We start from the raw sequence: 17150 nt of genomic DNA on the forward strand, positions 1-17150 counted from the left end.
TCAGCCGAACACGTAGGAGTCGAGGTCGATCGAAACGACGAGCGGCTCGGGTACGCGCTGGCCGTCGGGCTGGCGCGGATAGATGCGGCGGCGGGTCGGCAGGTGGATCCCGTCGACCTCGACATAGTCGCTCAGATAATGTGCGCCCGGCGTGTTGCCGGCGATCTCCACGTCGTAGTCTTGGCGGACGATCAGTCCTTCCTCGGTGATGTAGAGCGTCTGTACGCTGCTGTGGCTCACGATCGTCGGAGGCAGTGTCACGCGCAGGCGGCGCCAGCGGGCGCCGTTTTCCTCCCAGGGGTCCAGTTCCTCGGTCTCCACGCCGTCCCAGGCGAGCAGAAACGGCATGTTGAAATAGGTCCACATCGCACACCCGGCGAAATAGGCGAGCTGGGGGGCGGTCCAGGGTGTCTCCAGCGTGTGGCCGGCGAAGGAAGTGCGGGGCTGGTTGAGCGCGTCGATCTCGCCACCTGTCGCATCGAGCAGCGCGACGCGGTCCGGGCGATAGTCGGACCGCGCGGCGATGGTACCGAAGCGCGCGTGGGAGGCGTGGATCTCGCGCAGGCTAACCGTGACACTCGTGTCGTCAAGCACGCCGGCCTGGCCTTTGAGCGGCCAGAGCACGCCGCCCTGGATCAGATGCGCGGTCAGCGTATCGTGGCGCTTCCAGCGATCGAGTCCGCCATGGGCGTCGATGATCTGAGAGGCGAGCTTGTGCATGATGGGCGTTCCTTGCGGTTTCGCCCAAGCTTAGGGGCAGGGAACCGCGGCGCCATCATACGCGGGTAGGAGCGGCTCCCTGGGCAGGCACCTGCTCGAACGGCATCGCCTGGGCGCGGCGCGCAGCGCCGGGCTGCGGGCCGCTGAGCAGGATCCGTACCGCCCAGGGGCGGCCTGCATTGCGGGGATAGCTGATGCGCATCTTCGACCTCCTGAAGCCTTTCGAAACAAGCGCCGAGCAGTGTTTTTGCTCCGGCCCTGCGCGGATCTGGATCCGGTGTCGGACGGCGGGGGGGGGGGGCAGGGGCAATGCCGCCCGACGTCTGCACCCTACCCGGCGCTCCCGTGCCGACACAGTATACGGACGTATCCAAAACGGCACTGGAGGTAGGGGGCTATGCCGCCGAGAGGGCTGCCTCGACGCAGGCAAGGAGTTCCAGTGGATCGAACGGCTTGGCCAGCATGCAGGTGACGCCGATCGCTTCGGCGCTGCGGCGGATCGCATCGGTCGCATAGGCGGAGATGAGAATGATGGGAGTATCGATCGCCCCGGCGCGCAGCGTGCGCGACAATTCGATGCCGCTCATACCGGGCATTTGGATATCGCTGACGATGCACTGCGACTTTGCGGCGACCTCCGATTCCAGGAAGTCGCGGGCGCACGCGAAGCTGCAGGTCCGCAGGCCGCTGCTTTCGAACAGGTCGGCAAGCGCATCCCGCACGCTGGCATCGTCGTCGACAATAGAGACGAGCGGAATGTCACGCACTCGGAATACCTTCTTGTCGACCTCTCACCGTGCCACCTCTCCGCCCTTCCGCGCCCCGGGCAACCCATACCCAAGTATGCGCTGGCGTGGACCTCGCCTGGCCGCCGCGCGCGCATACTGGCGTATGGCTACCGCAAGAGAGCCACCCCGTCCCAGATCGGGCTTCTCCCTAGCCGAATATGCGAGGCCTGACGCCCATGCCCCTGCCCGATCCCGCTGCTCTCCGCCACCTGCTGATCGACGGTGCGCTCGTCGCTGGCGACGCTCAGCTTGACGTGGTCGATCCCACCACCGGGGCGGTATTCGCCCACGCACCTCGCGCCAGTGCCGCGCAGGCGGAGCGGGCGATCGCCGCCGCGAAGGCGGCCCAGCCGGGCTGGGAAGCGCTCGGCTATGACGGCCGCCGCCCCTATCTGCATGCGCTGGCCGACGCACTGGATGCCCGGGTCGACGACCTTGCCACAGTGCTGACCCGCGAGCGGGGCGGCCCGATCGCCGAGTGCCGACGCGAGGTGGGCATCGCCGCCGGCGCCATTCGCCATTTTGCCGACCAGCGGCTGGAAGACGAGGTTCGCCGCGACACCGAGGCGGAGCTGATCGTCGGCCAGCGTTATGCGCAGGGCGTGGTGGTGGCGATCACGCCATGGAACCGGCCGATGACGCTGCTGTCGTTCAAGCTCGGCCCGGCGCTGATCACCGGCAACACCGTCATCTCCAAGCCCGCGCCGACCACCCCGCTCGCCACGCTGCTGCTCGGCGAGATCGCCAGCACCATCCTGCCCCCCGGCGTGTTCCAGACGCTGACCGATGCCAACGACCTCGGCCCGCTGCTCACCAGCCATCCGGGCGTTGCGCATGTCAGCTTCACCGGCTCGACGCCCACCGGCAAGAAGGTGCTGACCAGCGCCGCCGGCACGATGAAGCGCTTCACCCTGGAGCTGGGCGGCAACGACGCCGCGATCATCCTCGACGATGCCGATCTGGACGTGGTGCTGCCGCGGATCTTCGCCGCCGCGATGATCAACGCCGGCCAGGTCTGCTATGCCGCCAAGCGAATCTACGCCCCCGCCGCGATGCTCGATGCGGTGAGCGAGGGGCTGGCGGCGCTGGCGCGCGCGGCGGTGCTGGGCGACGGGCTCGATCCCGCCACCACCATCGGCCCCGTGCAGAACAAGATGCAGTTCGAGAAGGTGCTCGGCTACCTCCAGAGCGCGCGCGACGAGGGGGGCACGATCATCAGCGGCGGCGAAGCGCTGGGCCGCGGCTATTTCATCGCGCCGACGATCGTGCGCGACCTGCCACTGACCGCCAGGCTGGTGCGCGAGGAGCAGTTCGGCCCGGTGCTGCCGGTGCTCGGCTACGAGACCGTGGACGAGGTGATCGCCGAGGCGAACAACAGCGAATTCGGCCTGGGCGGATCGATCTGGACCGGTGACGTGGCGCGCGGCATCGCCGTCGCCTCGCGGATCCAGAGCGGCACGGTATGGGTTAACCGGCACATGTCGCTGCCCTATGACGTGCCGTTCGGCGGCGCCAAGGAATCCGGCCTCGGCCTGCAGAACGGGCACGAGGGCATGGAAGACTTCACCCAGCTGCGCATCATCAACGTCGCAAGGAGCTTTTGAGCAATGACCGACACTCATACGCCGGATGCGCGCGCCGCCGGCACCTTCGCGATCGGCGGCGACATGGAGGTCGTCCGCCTTGGCTATGGCGCGATGCGGATCGCCGGGCCGGGTGTATGGGGTCCGCCCCGCGACCGCGACGCGGTGCTGGCGACGCTCCGCCGCCTGCCCGAGCTGGGCGTGAACTTCATCGACACGGCGGATTCCTATGGTCCCGACGTGTCGGAGCCGCTGATCCGCGAGGGTCTGCATCCCTATGACGGGCTGTTCGTCGCGACCAAGGCCGGGCTCAAGCGTCCGGGGCCGGACCAGTGGGCGCCGCATGGCGATCCGGAGTATCTGGTCTCACAGGCACATCGCAGCCGCGACCTGCTTGGGGTCGAGCGCATCGACCTCTGGCAGCTCCATCGCATCGACCCCAAGGTGCCAGCAGCCGAGCAGTTCGATGCGATCGCGCGGCTTCTGGCCGAGGGCGTGATCCGTCACGCCGGCCTCAGCCAGGTGACCGTCGAGGAGATCGAGGCGGCGCGCGCGGTGTTCCCGGTGGCGACGGTGCAGAACCGCTACAATCTGGGCGATCGCAGCAGCGAGGATGTGCTCGCCTATTGCGAGCGGGAGGGGATAGGCTTCATCCCCTGGTACCCGCTCTCGGCAGGGCGGCTGACCGAGAAGGGATCGGTGCTTGATCGCATCGCGCGCGATCATCAGGCGACGCCGGGGCAGATCGCGCTCGCCTGGCTTCTCCGGCGCAGCCCGGTGATCCTGCCGATTCCGGGGACGGGCCAGGTGCATCATCTCGAGGAGAATGTTGCCGCGGCCGCGATCCGCCTGAGCGACGCGGCCTTTGCCGAGCTGGACGCCGCAGGCCGGGCCTGACACCTGCATTCCCCTCCCGCTAGCGGGAGGGGATAGGGGCGAGTGCCTATTCGCCGGCGGCGGCAAAGGCGTCCATCGCGCGGGTCGAATACACCAGCCCGGCGCCCGCATTGAGCCCAATCGCGACGCCCAGCGCTTCGGCGAGTTCTTCTTGCGTCGCCCCTGCCTTCCGCGCGGCATCGGTATGGACGGTGATGCAGCCGTCGCAGCGCAGGCTGATCGCCACCGCCACCGCGATCAGTTCGCGGGTCTTGGCATCGAGATGATCGGTCTTGGTGCCGGCATTGCCGATCATCGCATAGCCGCGCACGGTATCCGGCGTGAGCTTGCCGAGTGCGCCGACGCCGGCCAGCACCTGCTCGCGATAGCTATTCCAGTCCAACATGTGCATCGAATGTCTCCCGTTTCCCGCAGCTTGTGGGGTGCCGCAAGACTAGCAGGCGCAGGCATTCGAATTGGCCTAGACGCGGGTATGACAGGGCCTTCGCAGCAGGTTCGGTGCAGGTTACCTACCTCCGTATGGGGCTGCTTCGGTCACGCATCGCGTAAGAAGGCTGCCAGCGACGGGGAGCGAAGGTCCGATGATCGCGAAGGGAACCAGACCGGCGTTGCTTGCCGCTGCCACCCTGTTGGCGGGCGCGCTGTTCTGCATCGATTGCGGTGCCGACTTCGCGGGGGCGATCGCGATTTTGTACCTGCTGGTGCCGCTGCTGGTAGCCTGGGTCGGCAGCGAAGCCGAGGTGCGTGCCGCCACGATTGGCTGCATCGTGCTGGCACTGCTTTCCTGGGGGATCGTGCATGGAACTGCGACCGACGCTGCCAATGTGATGCGGGGGGCATTGGCCTGTGTGGCCATCGGCGTCACCGGAGCACTGCTGGTCAACCAAAAGCGGCTGGCAGGCGCGCAGGAAGCATTGGAGAAGGCGCGCGAGGAGCTGGAGCGCTTCACCGACTCCGTGCCCCAGATCCTGTGGCGTGCGACGCCTGAAATGCGCATCGACTTCTTCAACCGTGCTTATGGCGAGATCACCGGCCGCTCGATCGCGGATGCGATCGCCACGCAGGACTGGACGCCCGACCTCCACCCCGAGGATGCTGCGGCTTTCCTTGCCCATGCGCAGGAGACCTTTGCCGCCGGCAAGGACGTCCGCTTTACCTATCGGCTGCGCCACGCCAATGGCGAATATCGCTGGCTGCTGATTGCAGCGCGACCTGCCCGCGATGCCGAGGGGAGGATCGTCGCCTATTACGGCAGCAACACCGACATCCACGACCAGATCGTGATGCAGCAACAGGTTCGCGACCTCAACGCGACGCTGGAGCAGCTTGTTGCAGAGCGGACGGCGGCGCTCAGCAAGGAGCAGGTGCGCAATTCCGGCCTGTTCGAGCTGAGCAGCATCAGCTTCGCCGAGATGGACTTCAGCGCGACTCAGCCGATCCTAGATGCGCTCCGCAGTGCTGGCGTCGAGGATTTGCGTGCACATTTTAGCCAGCATCCGGCCTTGCTGGAACGCTGCCTCGGCCTGATCCGCACGACGCGCGTCAACACCGCGCTCGCCCAATTGATGGGCTATGCCGACCTTGCCGAGTTGGCGGCGAACCCACCCGCCGCCAATGCCGAGGATGGCACCGAAGTTGTGCTCCAGCAGCTGGAGATGATCTATGCCGGGCGACAGGCGCTGAGCGGCCACACCGTGCTGATCGGCAAGGACGATCGGCGAATCCCGGTCTACTTCTCGGTGAGTACGCTGGGAGATGGGCTGCATCTGTCGAGCCTTGTCGACCTCACCGAGCGTGAGCGTATCGAAGAGCTGCGGCGGGGCGCGCAGGCCGAACTGGCTCGCGCCAACCGGGCGGCGACATTGGGAGCCTATTCGGCATCGATCGCGCATGAGCTCAATCAGCCGGTCGCCTCCCTGTTGATGGACGCGCGTACGGGGCTGCGGACGCTGCAGGGTGAGCCCCCCAATCCGGCACTGGCGGTTCGGGTGCTGGAGCGGATCAACCAGGCGGCGCAGCGGATTGCCGCGATCATTGATAGGGCGCGCGATACGATCGTCGCCGGCGATCGCCCCTGCGAGCCGGTGGACGTGTGCGCGCTCGCCGGCGAACTGCGCGAGTTGCTGGAACGCCCGCTGCGTGCTGCTGGGGCAACCCTCGAGACTGCGTGTGTGCAAGGCACGCCGCAAGTGCTAGCGGACCGAGTGAACCTTCAGCAGGTGCTCGTCAATCTGGTAACCAACGCCGCCGATGCGTTGCGGGACGTCGAAGGCGCGCGGCAGATCCTGGTGTCTGTCCAGCCTGTGGGGCAGGGGATAGAGGTGCGCGTGGAGGATAGCGGACCGGGCATCGCCGAGGCGCATCTCGACAAGCTGTTCCAGCCCTTCTTCACCACCAAGGCCGGCGGCATAGGCATGGGGCTGCAGATCTGCCGCTCGATCATTGAGGGGATGGGCGGGTGGTTGGAAGCTGGAAACCGGCCTGAGGGCGGCGCCTGTTTCCGCTTCACCCTGCCGCCGGTGACCTAGGAAGTCCGCGTTCAGCGCAGATTGAGCGCGCGTACCTTCTGGATCATGTCCGCCACCGTGGTTGCCTTCAGCTTTCTGAAGGCGCTGCTGCGGTGCATCTTCACTGTGATCTCGGCGATGCCGAGCTCATAGGCGATCTGCTTGTTGAGCAGCCCGCGATCGACCGCCTTGAGCACGTCCAGCTCGCGCGGGGTGAGGCGTTCGGCGAGCTTTCGCAGCTCCGCCGTGCCTGCGTCAGCAGCGCGTTGCGCGGCATCCTGGCGGAGCGCTTCCCCGACCGCATCGAGCAGTTCCTGGTCGCGAAACGGCTTTGGCAGGAAATTGACGGCGCCCAGCTTCATTGCGCGCACCGACATCGGCACATCGGCATGGCCGGTGATGAAGATGATCGGTATGCGCAGGCCTCGGTCGTTCATCCGGCGCTGGAGATCCAGCCCGCTTTCCTCCGGCATCCGCACGTCGAGAACGAGGCAGCTGGGCACATCGCGGCGCGGCGCGTCGAGAAATGCACGGGTGGAGGAAAATGCCTGGGCGGTCAGCCCCACCGAACCGAACAAATCAACCAGCGCCTCTCGGATCATGGCGTCATCGTCGACGATGAAAACCTGGCTTTCGGGCGAAAGCGCCTGGGCGGGTTCTTCTCGCAAGGCCAGCATTCCCATCCTCCTGCTCGAGCGAACCGGATCGGCGCGTTGCAGCAACGAAACGAAGCATATCGCATCCGCCGCACTCCGTAAAATCCCGGGCGCCCCTACCGGGGTATGGGGTGCGGGCTATTCGGCCCGCAGCTTCCCCACTTCCTTCGGTGCGATCTTCGACGGCATCGTGCCGAAGCGCGCGGTCACGTAATTGGCGACGGCGGCGATCTCGGTGTCGCTGTAGCTGTGCGCGAAGCCGGGCATATAGGGTCGGCCGGCGGTCTGCGGGCCGGTGCCCTGCAGCACCATCAGCGCGACGTTGGCGGCGGTGGGATCGCTCACCGCCTTCTTGGCGGTGAGCTGGGCATCGGCGACCAGCGCGCCCTTGCCGCTCCAGGCATGGCAGCTGACGCACGCCTGCTCGAATACGCGCTTGCCGATCGGGTTGTCGGTCGGCCCCTGTGCGTGCGACGCGGCGGCGAATGCGGCCGGCGCGCCCAGGCGCGCGCTGTGGATCGGCGGAATCGTCTGCAGATAGGTGGCGATGGCGGCGATGTCGCTTTTGGTCAGCTTGGAGAAGCTGAGGTCCACCGCCTCGCGCATCGGGCCCGAGGCGACGCTGCGGCCGTTCGCGTGGCCGGTGGCGAGATAGGCCTCGATCTCGGGCTTGCTCCACGCGCCGATGCCGGTCGTGCGGTCGCCGGTGATGTTGTAGGCATTCCAGCCTTCCGCCACGCCGCCGGCGAACTTCGCCCGCGTGTTCATCGCCTGCGCCAGCGTGCGCGGGGTGTGGCATTCGCCGCAATGCGCCGGGCCCTCGACGAGGTAGGCGCCGCGGTTCCACGCCGCGCTACGCTCGGCGATCGGTTCGAAGCTTTTGTCCTTGTTGAAGAAGTACCCCCAGAATCCCATCAGCCAGCGCTGGTTGTACGGGAAGGTGAAGCTGTTGGGCAGGTTGCGCTGCCGAACCGGCTGAAGCGAGAATAGATAGGCCTTGATCGCCAGCACGTCGGCGTCGGGCATCAGCGAATAGGAGGCATAGGGAAAGGCCGGGTAGAGCCGCGTGCCGTCCGCCGAAATGCCCTGGTGCACCGCGCGGAGGAACTGCGCGTCGGTCCAGTTGCCGATGCCGGTGGCTTTGTCCGGCGTGATGTTCGGCGTGTAGAGCGTGCCGAAGGGCAGCTTGAACGGCCGTCCGCCGGCGAACGGCGTGCCGCCCTTGGTGGTGTGGCAGGCGCGGCAATCGGCCGCGTCGGTCAGGTAGCGGCCCTTCTCGACCAGGCTGGCATTGGCCAGTTCGGCCGGCACGCCGACGGGCGAGGGGCCCTCATAGTCGGCCAGCGCGACCTTGGTACCGCCCGCGAAATCGAGCGGGCCGGGGAGGAACAGCATGCGGCTGGCGACGGCGCCGCCGCCAAGGGCCACGGCAGCGCGCACCAGCAGGGCGACGGTGCGGGTGCGGGGCGCCATGTCAGGCCTTTCGGGCGAGGAGAGCGGGGTCGATCGGCATGCGGGTGAGCTGCACGCCGGTTGCCGCATAGACGGCGTTGGCCACCGCAGGCTGGACGCTTACCGTGCCGGGCTCGCCGATGCCGCCGGGTGCCTCGGCGCTGGGTACGAGGATTACGTCGATCTGCGGCATCTCGTCGATGCGCAGCACGCGATAGTCGTGGAAATTGCTCTGCTGCACGCGGCCCTTTTCCAGGGTGATCTGCTGGTGCAGCACCGCCGACAGGCCGAACACATGCCCGCCCTGGATCTGCGCGACCACGCCGTCCGGATTGACGATGATGCCGCAATCGACCGCAGTAACGAGGCGTTGCACCCGCACCGTGCCGTCATCATCGACGGCGACCTCCGCGATCGTCGCCAGATAGCTGCCGAACGCAAACTGCAGACAGATGCCCCGGCCGGCGCGAGCCGGCAGCGGCATGCTCCAGCCGGCCTTCTCCGCAGCGAGATCGAGCACGTGGTGCGCGCGGCCCTTGGGATCGGTGAGGCTGCGGCGATAGTCGAGCGGATCCTTGCCGGCCTTTTTCGCCAACAGGTCGACGAAGCACTCGGTCGAGAACACGTTGTTGTTCGGCCCGACGCCGCGCCAGAAACAGGTCTGGATGCCCACCGGCTCGTGCCGGACATAGGTGATGGCGGGGTTGGGAAGCAGGTACGGTGTCTCGACCGCGCCGTCGACGGCGTCGCTGTCGATTCCGTTCTTGAAGGCGGGTGGCAGGAAGCGCGCGACTTCCGCGGGGCCGACGACCTTGTGCGACCAGGCGACGGGTTTGCCGTCTTGCAGCTCGGCGCCCATCCAGCTGCCATAGACCGATCGGTACATCGCCTTCTGGATGTCTTCCTCTCGGGTCCAGACGATCTTGACCGGACCGTCGACATGTTGCGCGACGCGCACCGCCCTCTCGACCATGTCGACTTCAAGCCGTCGGCCGAAACCGCCGCCGATCAGATGATTGTTGAGCGTCACTGCCTCGGGCGGGATGCCCAGCACCTGCGCGGCGATGCGCTGCGCCTTGGTGCTTACCTGCGTGCCGACCCACAATTCGCACGCGCCGGGCTTTACGTGGACGGTGCAGTTCATCGGCTCCATCGGCGCGTGGGCCAGCATGGGAATTTCGTACCGGGCGGAAACCACGTCGGCGCCGTTCGCCTCGACCGCCGCGCCCTTCGTCACCGCCACTCCCTGTTGCGTGGCGGCAGCCTGCAGACCTTGCCAGAGCGTTTCGGTGGAGACTGCGGCGTTGGCGCCGTCGTCCCAGGTGATGGCGAGCGCATCAAGGCCTTGCTTGGCCGCCCACATATGGTCGCCGACGACCGCGACGATATTGTCGAGCACGACGATCTGCCGGACGCCGGGAAGCGCTCTTGCCTGGGAGTCGTCGACATGCGCCACCTTTCCGCCCAGCACGGGGCTGGCGCAGAGCGTGGCGAACTTGACGCCTTCGGGCATCACATCGATGCCATATTGCAGGCTGCCATCCACCTTGTGTGCGGTGTCGAGCCGGTGATGCGGTTTGCCGATCAGCCGGAAATGCCTCGTATCCTTGAGCTGCACCTCAGCGGGTGGCTTCAGCCGGGCGGCGGCACCGGCGACAGCGCCATAGCCGATCGTGCGGCCGCTGGCGGCGTGGCGGATCGTGCCGAGTTCGGTGGAGCAGCTTGCCGGATCAACATTCCAGCGCGCTGCCGCCGACTGCACCAGCATCGTGCGCGCGGCTGCGCCGGCCCTGCGCATCGGCAGGAAATAGCCGCGGACCGAAGTAGAGCCTCCGGTAACCTGAATCTTGAAGATCGGGTTGCCGTACAGCGCATCGCTGGGCGGCGCCTCCGCCAGCGTCACCGTGGCGAGGTCGACGTCCAGTTCCTCCGCGATCAGCATGGCGAGCGTGGTGTAGATGCCCTGGCCCATTTCGACCTGGGGCATGATCAGCGTTGTCGCGCCGTCGGTGCCGATGCGGATGAAGGCGTCGGGCGCGAAGACCGCACCGGTGCTGGTGTCGCCTGCGACGGCGATCCGGTTGCCCGCAATGCCTACCGCGAGGATGAAGCCGCCCGCCGCCATGCCGCGCAGCAGCTGCCGGCGGGTAGGCGTCGCGGCATTCATGCGTGGTGCTCCGCCGCGGCCTTCTTGATGCCCTCGCGGATGCGAACATAGGTGCCGCAGCGGCAGATGTTGCCCGCCATCGCCGCGTCGATATCGGCATCGCTGGGGGCGGGGGTGCTGGCGATCAGCGCCGCTGCAGACATGATCTGGCCGGACTGGCAGTAGCCGCACTGGATCACGTCCAGATCGAGCCATGCCTTCTGCACCGCGGCCCCGGCGCGCGTGGCGCCGATCCCCTCCACCGTGGTGATTTTGCGGTCGCCGATCAGGCCGACGGGCAACTGGCACGAACGCACCGGCCGGCCATCGAGATGCACGGTGCAGGCGCCGCACTGGGCGATGCCGCAGCCGAACTTGGTGCCGGTCATGCCCAGCACGTCGCGCAACACCCACAGCAGCGGTACGTCCGCTGTCACGTCGGCGCGATGGACCTCGCCGTTGATCGATAGCTCCAGCATGCGCGCCTCGGATTATCAGTTCGGAACGGCCATTAGACTATCCTGACTGGCCCTGCGCGCGGAGCCATACGGGCGTATGGATGCGTTGGCCGACCGTACGATTTCGGCGGACGGCAAAGGCGACGATCCTTGCGGCCTCCAACCACCAACCGCACCATCAGGAGGCGCAGATGATGCAAGGCCCGCAGCTTCGCTTCGATTGCCACGATCGTCCCGGTCCCCATGCAAGGGAACTTGCCGCCGATGGCATGACGGCGAGCGGAGAGCGCAGTGGGTTCACGCCGCTCGAATGGTTGGCCATCGCCATTGGGCAGCAGGAGGGGATCGATGCACGGGGCGGCTTGATCCGGCTGGGTGCCCGGCTCCGCGGCGTGTTTGGCGGCCCGCGCGTGCGGCGGATGGCGGTAGACCGGCTGGAGGTGCTGAGCCGTGCCGCCGCCAGCGCCGAGCTTTGCGGCGCGCGGCTGGCGGACGAGGATGTCGCACTGTTCCGTCGCGCCGGCTTTTCCAACGGTCAGCTGCTGTTGCTGCTCGCAAGCCTCGAACAAGCGCGACCGCATGGCCATGAGGTGCTCCGGTGAAGCTATATACCCATCCCGGCGCGAGCTCGCTGTCGGTCCACATCCTGCTGCGCGAAGCCGGCCTGCCGTTCGATCTGGAGGTGGTGAACGTCAGCGCCAAGACCCGGTCCGACGGCAGCGATTATCGCGGCGTGGCGCCACGCGGCATGGTACCGCTGCTCGAACTGGACGACGGTACCAGCCTCACCGAGAACATGGTAATTGCCCAATATGTCTGCGACCGCGCCGGCCGGCACGACCTGATGCCCGAAGCCGGCAGCATGGCGCGGTACCGCGTGATGGAGTGGCAGAGCTTCGTCGCTGCCGAACTGCACAAGGGCTATATCCCGCTGCGCTGGACGCTCCCTCCGGAGGCGATGGCCTTTGCGCGGGAGCGTCTGTTCAAGCGGCTGGCCATCGCTGATGCGGCGCTGGATGGGCGACGCTACCTCACCGGCGACACCTTCACTGCCGCCGATGCCTATCTCTTCGTGATTGCCGGCTGGGCCTATTATTTCCAGTTCGAGGTTGCCAAGCTGCCACAGATCGAACGCTTCCTCGCCGAGGTGAGCCGGCGCCCGACCGTGCAGGCGGCGCTGGCGGCGGAGGGGAACGGGCTGGTGGTCATTCCGCAGCCCTGACCGCCGCACACGTCTGTAGCCGGCGATACCCGGGTATGATCGGCAGTCGGGGCGGGGTGTCGCTAAGCTTCACCCCATGCAGCATCCCACCATGCCCGGCCGCCGGCGTTCAGGCGGCGATCGACATGTTCGGCCGCGCCGCGCGCCGGATCACCTGCGGCGGCTGGCCGAAGGCGCGCAGGAAGGCACGGCGCATCCGGTCGCGATCGCCGAAGCCTGTTTGCTGCGCGACCACGTCGATCGAGTGGTTGGAATCCTCCATCATCGCGCGCGCCGCCTCCAGCCGCAGATGCTCGACCGCCTTGGCGGGCGACTGGCCGGTCTCGGCCTGGAACGCCCGGCTGAATTGGCGCGGGCTGAGATGCGCGACTTCCGCCAGATCCTCGACGCTCAGCCGCTGGGCGAGGTTGCGCTTGGCATAGGCGAGCGCGGTCTGGATGCGATCGGACTTGGGCTCCAGCTCCAGCAGCGCGGAGAATTGCGACTGGCCGCCGGTGCGGCGGTGGTACATCACCAGCTTGCGGGCGACGCCGCGCGCCGCCTCGATCCCGATATCCTCCTCGATCAGGGCGAGCGCCAGATCGATGCCCGCCGTCATCCCGGCCGAGGTCCAGACATGGCCGTCGGCGATGAAGATGCGGTCTTCCTCCACCTTGATGGCGGGGAAGCGTTCCTGCAGCTCGCGGGCACGGGCCCAGTGGGTCGTCGCGCGCCGGCCGTCGAGCAGACCGGCTTGCGCGAGCAGGAACGCGCCGGTGCAGGTCGCCGCCACGCGGCGCGCCCGCTCGGCGACGCGGCGGACGAAGGCGATCGTCTCGGCGCTCGATTCTTCCATGCCGCCGCCGATCAGCAGCAGGTCATAATCCTCGGCGTCGGGCGCCTCAGTCATTACCGGGAAGCCGACCGAGGTCCGCACCGGGCCGCCGCGCTCGGACAGCATGTGGACCGCGTAGACCGGCGCGCCCGCCTGCAGGTTCGCGATCTCGAACGCCGTCGCGACCGCGAAGCCCATCGGCGAGAAGCCCGGGTGCATCAGAAAACCGATCTTGCGCATGAGCGTCATCCAATGTCCGAAATCGCCGTGCTTATGACATTTCGGACGGAGAACGACAAGCCTAGAACCGCGCCATGGCCAGTGCGGCCTTTCAAGGGAGACTGAACATGAACGCGAATTCCAAGGGCACCGCCGTCATCACGGGCGCATCGAGCGGCATCGGCGCGATCTACGCGGACCGGCTGGCACGGCGCGGCTATGACCTGATCCTCGTCGCCCGCAACCAGGAGCGGCTGCAGGAGGTCGCCCGCAAGATTACCGACGAAACCGGTTGCTCGGTCAATGTCGTCGCCGCCGATCTGGGTGCCCCGCAGGACCTGCGCCGTGTCGAGGCGATCCTGCGCGACAATGCCAGCATCACCCTGCTGGTGAACAATGCCGGCTTCGGCTCGGTCACGCCGCTGCTCGGCAGCGACATCGACAAGATGGAAGCGATGATCGACCTTAACGTCACCGCGCTGACCCGGCTTACCTATGCAGCGGTGCCCGGCTTCGTGGCACGCGGTGCGGGGGCGGTGATCAACATCTCCTCGATCGTCGCGATCGGCCCGGAAATCCTCAACGGCGTCTATGGCGGCAGCAAGGCCTATGTCCTCGCCTTCTCGCAGAGCCTGCATCACGAACTGGCCGACAAGGGCGTGCGCGTCCAGGCGGTGCTGCCCGGCGGCACGGCGACCGAGTTCTGGGGCATCGCCGGCTTCGGCGCCTATGCCGAGAGCCCCAAGGTGATGGCCGCGACCGACATGGTCGATGCCGCCCTTGCCGGCTTCGACCTGGGCGAACTCGTCACCATTCCGCCGCTTCAGCAGGACGGCCGCTGGGAAGCGCATGACGCCGAGCGTCGCGCCATTGCCGCCGACCTCGCCCATGCCCAGCCGGCCCCGCGCTATCGCGCCGCCGCGCTCGCCTGACCCGAATTTTCAGCTTCACATCCAAGTAGAAGGACCCATCCCATGCAGATGCAGGGCAATACCATCTTCATCACCGGCTCCACCTCCGGCATCGGCCGCGCGCTGGCCGAGGCGTTCCACAAGCTGGGCAACAAGGTGATCGTCTCGGGCCGTCGCCAGGCGCTGATCGACGAGATCGTCGCCGCCAATCCGGGCATGGCGGGCATCGCGCTCGACATCACCGATCCGGCGAGCATCCAGGCGGCCGCGAAGCAGCTGCTGGCCGAGCACCCGGACGTCAACGTGCTGATCAACAATGCCGGCATCATGCCGTTCGACGATCCCGGCGCGCCGATCGCCGACGAACTGGTCGACCGGATCTACACGACCAATTTCCTTGGTCCCATCCGCATGACCTCGGCGCTGATCGAGCATCTGAAGACCAAGCCCTATGCCGCGATCCTCAACAACACCTCGGTGCTCGCCTATGTGCCGATCGCGACCAACGGCGTCTATTCGGCGCTGAAGGCGGCGCTGCACTCCTACACTCTGTCGCAGCGCTTCCAGCTGCGGGACACGCACGTGCAGGTGCAGGAAATCGCGCCGCCCTGGGTCGATACCGACCTGATCCACAAGAGCGGCGATCCGCGCGCGATGCCGCTCGACGCCTTCATTGCCGAGACGATGTCGAAGCTGGACGGGGACGCGCCGGAGGTGTTCGTGGATGCAATCCAGATGCTGCGCGACAATCCGGGCTCGGGCGAACACGCGTTCTTCGACGCCTTCAACCAGTCGCTGGTCGAGAACCCGATCCCGGTCGGCGCCTGATCTTTCCGGCGGCGGGGGACGCCCCGCCGCCTTTCTCTTTCCCCAAGGCAATCGTTCCATGGACCCCGTAAGCGCAACCGATCGGTATCTCGCGACCATTCCTGCTGCCCGCGCGGCGCTGGCCACCGCCTACACCCAGGGCGGGCACTGGCTGGTGCTGTGGGGGTGGCTTTTCTCCGTCCTCGTGCCGATCCTGATCCTGCGCACCGGCCTGATGCGCCGCATTGCCGCGAAGGTGGCAGGCGAGAAGGATCGCAAGAACCGCGCGGTGTTCGCGGTGGCGGTTACCTTTTTCCTGCTCCACTGGCTGTTGCTGCTGCCCTGGGACGCCTATGCCGATTGGTGGCGCGAGCGCAGCTACGGCATCACCAGCATCGCCGGCGGCGCCTGGTTCGCCCAATCGCTGATCAGCGCGATTTTCTCTGCCATCTCGGGCGGCGTCTTCCTGGTGCTGCTATATCTGCTGATCCGCAGGACAGGCCGGCACTGGTGGCTCTGGGGGACCGGCATCTCGGCGGTGGCGCTGTTCGGTGCGATCGTGCTGCAACCCTTGCTGCTTGGCCCGGTGTTCCAGAAGTTCACGCCATTGCCGCAAGGCCCGGTGCGCGAGACGGTGGTGGCGATCGCGCACGAGACCGGCACCGCGGCCGACCAGATCGTGATCGCGCATGGCCGCGACGGCCCCAGCTACACCGCCCGCGTCGACGGACTCGGCAGCTTCGCCCGCATCGTGCTGGGGGAGGGGTTGGTGGCGACCCCGGTCGATACCGCCGCGCTCCGTGCCGTCGTCGCCCACGAGATCGGCCATTACAAGCACCAGCACCTGCTGTGGCTGACCCTGTTCATGACCGTGCTGGTCGCCGTCGCGCTGCTGGCGATCGACCGGCTGTTTACGAACGTCGCGCGGCTGCTGGGGGCGGGGGACACTCGCATTGCCGATCCCGCAGCCCTGCCCGTCCTGGCGGTGATCTTTGCTACGTTCGTGTTCGTCACGACCCCACTCATCAACACCGCCCTGCGCAGCGTGGAACTCGACGCCGACCGCTATGGGCTGGACCATGCCCGCGAACCCGACGGCGCCGCCCGCGCGCTGCTCAAGACGGTCGATTACCGCGCGCCGTCGCCGGGCCGGATCGAGGAAATCCTGTTCTATGAGCATCCCAGCATCCGCCACCGGATTGAGAACGCCGTGGCCTGGAAAGCCGAGCACCCTGCGGCGGCGCCAGCTACAGCTCGATGATCCCCCGCCGCAGCGCGATGGTGACGGCGTGGGTGCGGTCCTTCGCGTCGAGCTTGGAGAGAATACTGCGCATATGGGTCTTCACCGTCTCCTCGGTAACGCCGAGGAGATGGGCGATCTGGCGATTGGCATTGCCGCTCGCCGCCAGCTTGAGCACCTGGCATTCGCGCGGGCTCAGCGCGTCGTTGATCGCGCCTACCGCCATGGCTGCGGCAATCTCGGGCTGGATTACCCGGCGGCCGGCATGGACCTGCCGGATTGCCTCGCCCAGTTCGCGCCGCAGGCCGCTCTTGAGCAGGTAGCCGCGCGCGCCGGCGCGCATGGCACGCATTGCCTGGACGTCGCCATGATAGGTGGTGAGCACGATGATGCGTGCGTCGGGAAAATCGCGCAGGAGCGTTTCGATCACCTCAAGCCCGCCCATTACCGGCATCTGCAGGTCGAGCAGCAGGATGTCGGGCACGAGATGGCGATACATCTCGATCGCCTGCGCGCCGTTCTCCGCTTCGCCGACCACGGTGACGGCGGGCATGTTGGCGATGAGGCCAGCGACGCCGTCCCGCAATAGTGCGTGATCGTCCGCCAGGACGACGCGGATTGGCGCCGGGCCCCCGTCCAAACCAGTATGCAGCGTGCGCCCCCTTCCTGCCGAAACAGCGGAAAGCCTGCTCTTAAGACAGGTGACTACCTAAATCTAGGTAGTCACAAG

The 17150-nt window shown here is 67.1% G+C and carries 18 protein-coding genes; 8 read left to right on the forward strand and 10 right to left on the reverse strand.

What is annotated here, in order from left to right:
- The 3 genes from DD559_RS05090 to DD559_RS05095 form a co-directional block, all read right to left on the reverse strand.
- The gene (locus DD559_RS05090) at positions 1–720 is read right to left on the reverse strand and encodes a hypothetical protein (protein WP_116468223.1); all 720 of its coding nucleotides are present in this window, start codon (positions 718–720) and stop codon (positions 1–3) included.
- Between the two features lie 55 nt (positions 721–775).
- A complete protein-coding gene (locus DD559_RS19735; RefSeq protein ID WP_165830978.1) occupies positions 776–922 on the reverse strand; it encodes a hypothetical protein in 147 nt (48 codons plus the stop codon).
- Between the two features lie 193 nt (positions 923–1115).
- Positions 1116–1487, reverse strand: coding sequence for a response regulator transcription factor (locus DD559_RS05095; RefSeq protein WP_206364448.1), 372 nt, complete (start codon positions 1485–1487; stop codon positions 1116–1118).
- A 197-nt stretch (positions 1488–1684) separates the two neighbouring features.
- On the opposite strand from DD559_RS05095, the gene DD559_RS05100 reads away from it, so the two are divergent.
- Together DD559_RS05100 and DD559_RS05105 are read left to right on the forward strand one after the other, a co-directional pair.
- Positions 1685–3112: an aldehyde dehydrogenase family protein gene (locus DD559_RS05100; protein ID WP_116468224.1), complete on the forward strand. Its 1428-nt coding sequence runs from the start codon at positions 1685–1687 to the stop codon at positions 3110–3112.
- Between the two features lie 3 nt (positions 3113–3115).
- Positions 3116–3988, forward strand: coding sequence for an aldo/keto reductase (locus DD559_RS05105; protein WP_116468225.1), 873 nt, complete (start codon positions 3116–3118; stop codon positions 3986–3988).
- A 46-nt stretch (positions 3989–4034) separates the two neighbouring features.
- On the opposite strand, the gene DD559_RS05110 is transcribed toward DD559_RS05105, so the two are convergent.
- A complete protein-coding gene (locus DD559_RS05110) occupies positions 4035–4379 on the reverse strand; it encodes a carboxymuconolactone decarboxylase family protein (protein ID WP_240610129.1) in 345 nt (114 codons plus the stop codon).
- Between the two features lie 190 nt (positions 4380–4569).
- Here DD559_RS05110 and DD559_RS05115 point away from each other — a divergent pair, with 190 nt between their 5' ends.
- A complete protein-coding gene (locus DD559_RS05115) occupies positions 4570–6516 on the forward strand; it encodes an ATP-binding protein (protein WP_116468226.1) in 1947 nt (648 codons plus the stop codon).
- Between the two features lie 11 nt (positions 6517–6527).
- Here DD559_RS05115 and DD559_RS05120 read toward each other — a convergent pair whose 3' ends face one another.
- The 4 genes from DD559_RS05120 to DD559_RS05135 form a co-directional block, all read right to left on the reverse strand.
- Complete coding sequence (locus DD559_RS05120) at positions 6528–7172, reverse strand: response regulator transcription factor (RefSeq protein WP_116468227.1); 645 nt, start codon at positions 7170–7172, stop codon at positions 6528–6530.
- A gap of 117 nt (positions 7173–7289) precedes the next feature.
- Complete coding sequence (locus tag DD559_RS05125) at positions 7290–8624, reverse strand: c-type cytochrome (RefSeq protein WP_116468228.1); 1335 nt, start codon at positions 8622–8624, stop codon at positions 7290–7292.
- A 1-nt stretch (position 8625) separates the two neighbouring features.
- The gene (locus tag DD559_RS05130) at positions 8626–10770 is read right to left on the reverse strand and encodes a xanthine dehydrogenase family protein molybdopterin-binding subunit (protein WP_116468229.1); all 2145 of its coding nucleotides are present in this window, start codon (positions 10768–10770) and stop codon (positions 8626–8628) included.
- Positions 10767–11228 (reverse strand): (2Fe-2S)-binding protein, encoded by a 462-nt coding sequence (locus tag DD559_RS05135; protein ID WP_116468230.1) that lies wholly within the window; start codon positions 11226–11228, stop codon positions 10767–10769. The genes DD559_RS05130 and DD559_RS05135 overlap by 4 nt, the downstream gene beginning before the upstream one ends.
- A 170-nt stretch (positions 11229–11398) precedes the next feature.
- Between DD559_RS05135 and DD559_RS05140 the strand changes: the two genes are divergently transcribed.
- Together DD559_RS05140 and gstA are read left to right on the forward strand one after the other, a co-directional pair.
- Positions 11399–11809, forward strand: a complete 411-nt coding sequence (locus tag DD559_RS05140; protein ID WP_133243778.1) for a hypothetical protein — start codon at positions 11399–11401, stop codon at positions 11807–11809.
- Positions 11806–12429 carry a glutathione transferase GstA gene (gene gstA / locus DD559_RS05145; RefSeq protein WP_116468232.1) on the forward strand — a complete coding sequence of 208 codons (624 nt, stop codon included), beginning with the start codon at positions 11806–11808 and terminating at the stop codon, positions 12427–12429. The genes DD559_RS05140 and gstA overlap by 4 nt, the downstream gene beginning before the upstream one ends.
- A 109-nt stretch (positions 12430–12538) precedes the next feature.
- On the opposite strand, the gene DD559_RS05150 is transcribed toward gstA, so the two are convergent.
- Entirely contained in the window at positions 12539–13492 is a 954-nt protein-coding gene (locus tag DD559_RS05150; RefSeq protein ID WP_240610130.1) for a GlxA family transcriptional regulator, read from the reverse strand.
- 98 nt (positions 13493–13590) lie between these two features.
- Between DD559_RS05150 and DD559_RS05155 the strand changes: the two genes are divergently transcribed.
- Genes DD559_RS05155 through DD559_RS05165 form a run of 3 tightly spaced genes read left to right on the forward strand, consistent with a single transcriptional unit; the run spans position 13591 to position 16441 of the window.
- Complete coding sequence (locus DD559_RS05155; RefSeq protein WP_116468233.1) at positions 13591–14394, forward strand: SDR family NAD(P)-dependent oxidoreductase; 804 nt, start codon at positions 13591–13593, stop codon at positions 14392–14394.
- A gap of 42 nt (positions 14395–14436) precedes the next feature.
- Entirely contained in the window at positions 14437–15201 is a 765-nt protein-coding gene (locus DD559_RS05160) for an SDR family oxidoreductase (protein WP_116468234.1), read from the forward strand.
- Between the two features lie 58 nt (positions 15202–15259).
- Positions 15260–16441: a M48 family metalloprotease gene (locus DD559_RS05165; protein WP_165830979.1), complete on the forward strand. Its 1182-nt coding sequence runs from the start codon at positions 15260–15262 to the stop codon at positions 16439–16441.
- Here the strand turns inward: DD559_RS05165 and DD559_RS05170 are convergent.
- Positions 16428–17060 carry a response regulator gene (locus DD559_RS05170; RefSeq protein ID WP_240610131.1) on the reverse strand — a complete coding sequence of 211 codons (633 nt, stop codon included), beginning with the start codon at positions 17058–17060 and terminating at the stop codon, positions 16428–16430. The two genes, DD559_RS05165 and DD559_RS05170, sit on opposite strands and share 14 nt — an antisense overlap.
- Positions 17061–17150 lie beyond the last annotated feature (90 nt).

Origin of the sequence: Sphingomonas pokkalii (genome assembly GCF_003096275.1) — a bacterium.
Taxonomy (GTDB): Bacteria; Pseudomonadota; Alphaproteobacteria; order Sphingomonadales; family Sphingomonadaceae; genus Sphingomonas; species Sphingomonas pokkalii.

Excerpts from the sequence above, each read along its gene's own strand:
- DD559_RS05120 (WP_116468227.1), bottom strand. The coding sequence starts at position 7,172 with ATGCTGGCCTTGCGAGAAGAACCCGCCCAGGCGCTTTCGCCCGAAAGC.
- DD559_RS05160 (WP_116468234.1), top strand. The coding sequence starts at position 14,437 with ATGCAGATGCAGGGCAATACCATCTTCATCACCGGCTCCACCTCCGGC.
- DD559_RS05165 (WP_165830979.1), top strand. The coding sequence starts at position 15,260 with ATGGACCCCGTAAGCGCAACCGATCGGTATCTCGCGACCATTCCTGCT.
- DD559_RS19735 (WP_165830978.1), bottom strand. The coding sequence starts at position 922 with ATGCGCATCAGCTATCCCCGCAATGCAGGCCGCCCCTGGGCGGTACGG.
- DD559_RS05150 (WP_240610130.1), bottom strand. The coding sequence starts at position 13,492 with ATGACGCTCATGCGCAAGATCGGTTTTCTGATGCACCCGGGCTTCTCG.
- DD559_RS05110 (WP_240610129.1), bottom strand. The coding sequence starts at position 4,379 with ATGCACATGTTGGACTGGAATAGCTATCGCGAGCAGGTGCTGGCCGGC.
- DD559_RS05100 (WP_116468224.1), top strand. The coding sequence starts at position 1,685 with ATGCCCCTGCCCGATCCCGCTGCTCTCCGCCACCTGCTGATCGACGGT.
- DD559_RS05135 (WP_116468230.1), bottom strand. The coding sequence starts at position 11,228 with ATGCTGGAGCTATCGATCAACGGCGAGGTCCATCGCGCCGACGTGACA.
- DD559_RS05140 (WP_133243778.1), top strand. The coding sequence starts at position 11,399 with ATGATGCAAGGCCCGCAGCTTCGCTTCGATTGCCACGATCGTCCCGGT.
- DD559_RS05115 (WP_116468226.1), top strand. The coding sequence starts at position 4,570 with ATGATCGCGAAGGGAACCAGACCGGCGTTGCTTGCCGCTGCCACCCTG.
- DD559_RS05155 (WP_116468233.1), top strand. The coding sequence starts at position 13,591 with ATGAACGCGAATTCCAAGGGCACCGCCGTCATCACGGGCGCATCGAGC.
- DD559_RS05090 (WP_116468223.1), bottom strand. The coding sequence starts at position 720 with ATGCACAAGCTCGCCTCTCAGATCATCGACGCCCATGGCGGACTCGAT.
- DD559_RS05130 (WP_116468229.1), bottom strand. The coding sequence starts at position 10,770 with ATGAATGCCGCGACGCCTACCCGCCGGCAGCTGCTGCGCGGCATGGCG.
- DD559_RS05125 (WP_116468228.1), bottom strand. The coding sequence starts at position 8,624 with ATGGCGCCCCGCACCCGCACCGTCGCCCTGCTGGTGCGCGCTGCCGTG.
- DD559_RS05105 (WP_116468225.1), top strand. The coding sequence starts at position 3,116 with ATGACCGACACTCATACGCCGGATGCGCGCGCCGCCGGCACCTTCGCG.